Origin of the sequence: Yoonia sp. (assembly GCF_036770585.1) — a bacterium.
Lineage (GTDB): Bacteria > Pseudomonadota > Alphaproteobacteria > Rhodobacterales > Rhodobacteraceae > Yoonia.
The window spans coordinates 11,985-15,887 of sequence record NZ_DAIPIW010000060.1 but is presented as its reverse complement, the minus strand read 5'-3'; the positions used below and the strand labels follow the sequence as shown (position 1 = coordinate 15,887).

The 3,903-nt window shown below is 64.8% G+C and carries 3 protein-coding genes; 1 reads left to right on the top strand and 2 read right to left on the bottom strand.

Annotated features, from left to right (window positions below):
- Both V7N12_RS10780 and gltX read right to left on the bottom strand, forming a co-directional pair.
- Positions 1-581, bottom strand: a 581-nt coding sequence (locus tag V7N12_RS10780; RefSeq protein ID WP_333714545.1) for a citrate/2-methylcitrate synthase, incomplete at its 3' end; no start/stop codon positions are given.
- 88 nt (positions 582-669) lie between these two features.
- A complete protein-coding gene (gene gltX / locus V7N12_RS10775) occupies positions 670-2,064 on the bottom strand; it encodes a glutamate--tRNA ligase (protein WP_333714544.1) in 1,395 nt (464 codons plus the stop codon).
- 79 nt (positions 2,065-2,143) lie between these two features.
- Between gltX and V7N12_RS10770 the strand changes: the two genes are divergently transcribed.
- On the top strand, positions 2,144-3,903 hold a 1,760-nt coding region (locus tag V7N12_RS10770), incomplete at its 3' end, for a ComEC/Rec2 family competence protein (RefSeq protein WP_333714543.1).

The following is a 3,903-nucleotide window of genomic DNA, read 5'->3' as shown; positions in this document are numbered from 1 at the left end:
AGATCGTTGCGCGGATAGACGAAGGGCTGGCCGATGGAATATTTGTAGGCCATCGCCGCGATCGTCGGCACCTTGGCGATCAGACGGATCGTTGCGACTTCGCGCTGGTGTTCGTCATTGATGTCGGTGCTGTCGTGGTAGAAGGCCGACATCGCGCCGACCACGCCCACCATCGTTGCCATCGGATGCGCATCGCGACGGAAGCCACGGAAGAAGTTGTGCATCTGCTCGTGGATCATCGTGTGATTGGTCACCAGCGATTCAAACTTCTCCAGCTCTTCGGCCGAGGGCAGTTCGCCATAAAGCAGCAGGTAGCAGACTTCGAGGTAATGCGACTTCGATGCCAGCTGGTCGATCGGATAGCCCCGGTGCAGCAAGATGCCCGCGTCACCATCGATATAGGTGATCGTGCTGTCGCAAGCGGCGGTCGAGGTGAAACCGGGGTCGTAGGTAAAGACATCCGCCTGTCCGTAAAGCTTGCGGATGTCGATGACATCGGGGCCGGTGGTCGGGGAATGCACGGGCAATTCGTAAGTCTTGCCCTTCAGCGTCAGGATCGCGGTATCTGTATTTTCGGCCATGGTCTTCCCCTCTCGGACCTGCACGACAGAGCGGGCAGGGGTCGTTTCATTCCCCAACGGCATGCCGCACCTCGGTAACAGACAGGTATCAGCCGCTGGCGTCCTTCAGGCGGGCGATGGTTTCCGCCTTCCCGAGGACCAACATCATGTCGAACACACTCGGGCTGACCGCGCGCCCCGCGAGTGCCGCACGCAGCGGTCCCGCAAGCTTGCCAAGTTTCATGTCATGAGCCTGGGCAGTAGAGGCGACGATCCCCTCAAGGGTTTCTCTCTTCCAGCTAGCATTTTGCAACTGCGGCGTCAATTCGTCCAGTATACCACGGGATACAGGATCAAGCGCCTGCGCCGCCTTCTCGTCCGGCAGGATCGGACGGTCGCTGAGGATAAAGGCCGCCTTTTCAACCAGTTCAGGAAAGGTCTTGGCACGCTCTTTCAGCGCATACATGCCGTCACGCAACCGCGTTTCCTGTATCCCGGTCAGGGCTGGCGCGCCGGTTGCCGCAAGGTAACCCTGCAATTCATGCAGCAGCGCAGCATCCTCGGCGACGGCGATATGCTGGCCGCAGAGATTCTCCAGCTTCTTGACGTCGAAACGGGCCGGAGATTTGCCGATTCCGCCCAGATCGAACCAGTCGCGCGCCTGCGCGTCGGTGAAGAACTCGGCGTCGCCATGGCTCCACCCCAGACGGGCCAGATAGTTGCGCATACCCGCGGCAGGATAGCCCAAGGCCCGATATTCGGCGGCACCGGTCGCGCCGTGCCGCTTCGACAGTTTCTTGCCATCGGGCCCGTAGATCAGCGGGATATGGGCCAGCACCGGTTTGTCCCAGCCCATCGCCTCGTAGATCAGGTTCTGCCGGAAGGCATTGGCAAGGTGATCGTCACCGCGAATGACATGGGTGACGCCCATGTCGTGATCGTCCACCACGACCGCCAGCATATAGACCGGCGTGCCGTCCGAGCGCAGCAGGATCATGTCGTCCAGCTGCTCATTGGCCCATGTCACATCGCCCTGCACTTCGTCATGCAAGGTCGTCGATCCCTCGCGCGGGGCCTTGATGCGGATGACGTAAGGACGTCCGGGATGTTCGGCCTCCGGCACATCGCGCCAGGGCGAGCGGAACAGGGTCGAGGTCTTTTCTTCGCGGGCCGTTTCGCGGAAGGCTTCGATCTCGTCCTGGGTACTGAAACACTTGTAGGCCTTGCCGGCGGCCAGCAGTTGATGCGCCACGTCTGCATGGCGCGCGGCGCCCTCTGCCTGACTGATCGGGTCGCCGTCCCAGTCCAGACCCAGCCAGGTCAGCCCGTCCAGAATCGCCTGCCGGTTCTCGTCCGTGGATCGCGCCTTGTCGGTATCCTCGATCCGCAGCAGGAACTTGCCGCCGCGTCCGCGCGCGTAAAGCCAGTTGAACAGCGCCGTGCGGGCACCGCCGATATGCAGGGCGCCGGTGGGCGAGGGGGCAAAGCGCGTGACGACGGACATGGGAATTAACCTTTCGCTAACCAGCATTTCCTAGGGTGCGGTTGGCCGTGGGGATACGCAATGGCGGGGTGAAGAACAAGTGCAGGCGCGGCTTCTGTCCATGCTGCTGGCGCAGCGCGAGATGCATTTCGCCTGGGTGCCTGTCTGGCTCGGGGTCGGGATCGGTGTGTATTTCCTGCAAAAGGTGGAACCCGACGCCGTGGTTCTGGCCGCTCTGGCTTTGCTGGCCCTTGCCTGCCTGATCGGCGCGCGCCGCGTGGCCGAGGCTTTCGCCCCCCTTCTGATCGCAACGGTCCTTGTGATCGCGGGCTTCGGTGTCGCCAAATTCCGGGCCGAGGCTGTCGCGGCCCCGCAACTGACCTTTCGCTACTACGGTCCGATCGAGGGGCGGGTCGTCGGGATCGACCGTTCCGCCTCGGACGCGCTGCGGCTGACGCTGGACCGCGTGGTGCTGGCGCGCATGTCGCCGGAACGAACCCCCGCGCGGGTGCGCATCTCGCTGCATGGCGACCAGCCGATCGCGGATGTCGCACCGGGCGAGACCCTGATCCTGACGGGTCATCTGTCGCCGCCCGCGGGCCCGGCCGAGCCCGGGGGGTTCGATTTCCAGCGCCATGCCTGGTTTCTGGGGATCGGTGCCGTGGGCTATACCCGCACGCCCGTCCTGCGGCTGGCGGTGCCCGACCGGATGGGGCCGGCCATGCGCATCTTCGCATGGCGCATGGCGCTGTCCGAGGCGCTGCAAACCGCCATGCCCGGACCGACAGGCGGTTTTGCGGCGGCGATCATGACCGGTGACCGCTCGGGCATCGCCGAGGCGACCTATGACGACCTTCGCCGCGCCAACCTTGCGCATCTCTTGGCGATTTCGGGGTTGCACATGGGGCTTCTGACGGGGTTCATCTTTGCGCTGGTGCGCTATGGTCTGGCGCTGGTGCCGATCATCGCCCTGCGGCTGCCCACCAAGAAGATCGCAGCCCTCTGCGCGCTGGTCGCGGGGGCCTTCTATCTGGCGCTCTCGGGGGGGAATGTCGCGACGGAACGGGCCTTCGTCATGGTCGCGGTGATGCTGGTGGCGGTGCTGCTGGACCGCCGCGCGCTGACCCTGCGCGCTGTCGCCATCGCAGCGGTCATCGTGCTGGTCTGGCAGCCCGAGGCGCTGACCGGCCCGGGTTTCCAGATGTCGTTTGCGGCGACCACAGCGCTGGTCGCCGCCTTCAGCGCATTGCGGCGCGTCGACCTGCGCCAGTGGCCAAAGTGGAGCAAGGGGGTTCTCTCGGTCGTCCTGTCGTCTTTCGTGGCCGGTCTGGCGACCGCCCCCTTCGCCGCCGCCCATTTCAACCAGATCCCGCATTACGGGCTGCTGGCGAATGTGGTCAGCGTGCCGCTGATGGGGGCGCTGGTCATGCCTGCGGGCGTGCTGGCGCTCTGCCTTGCGCCCTTCGGGTTGTGGGAGATCGGGCTTTGGATCATGCAAAAGGGATTGTCGTGGATTCTCTTCGTGGCCGAGACGGTCTCGGGCTGGGAAGGGTCGGTCAGCCATATCTTTGCGCCACAGGCCGCGGTGCTGCCGCTGTTGGGTCTGGGGCTGCTGGGGGTCCTTCTGTTGCAGGGGTGGCTGCTGCGGATCGTGGCGGGGGGCACGGTGCTTGCGGCGGCACTGCTTTGGGGGCTGACCACGCGGCCTGCGGTGCTGGTCGCGGACAATGGTGCCTTGATCGGGGTCATGACCGATCAGGGGCGCGCCCTGTCACGGGCCAGCGGGTCCGGCTTTGTCGCAGGGATCTGGCTGGAAAACGACGGCTGGCCGGTCCCGCAAGAGGTCGCGGCGGACAGGCA

What these genes read in the sequence shown, in the direction of transcription:
- gltX (WP_333714544.1), bottom strand. Translation starts at nt 2,064, where the DNA reads ATGTCCGTCGTCACGCGCTTTGCCCCCTCGCCCACCGGCGCCCTGCAT.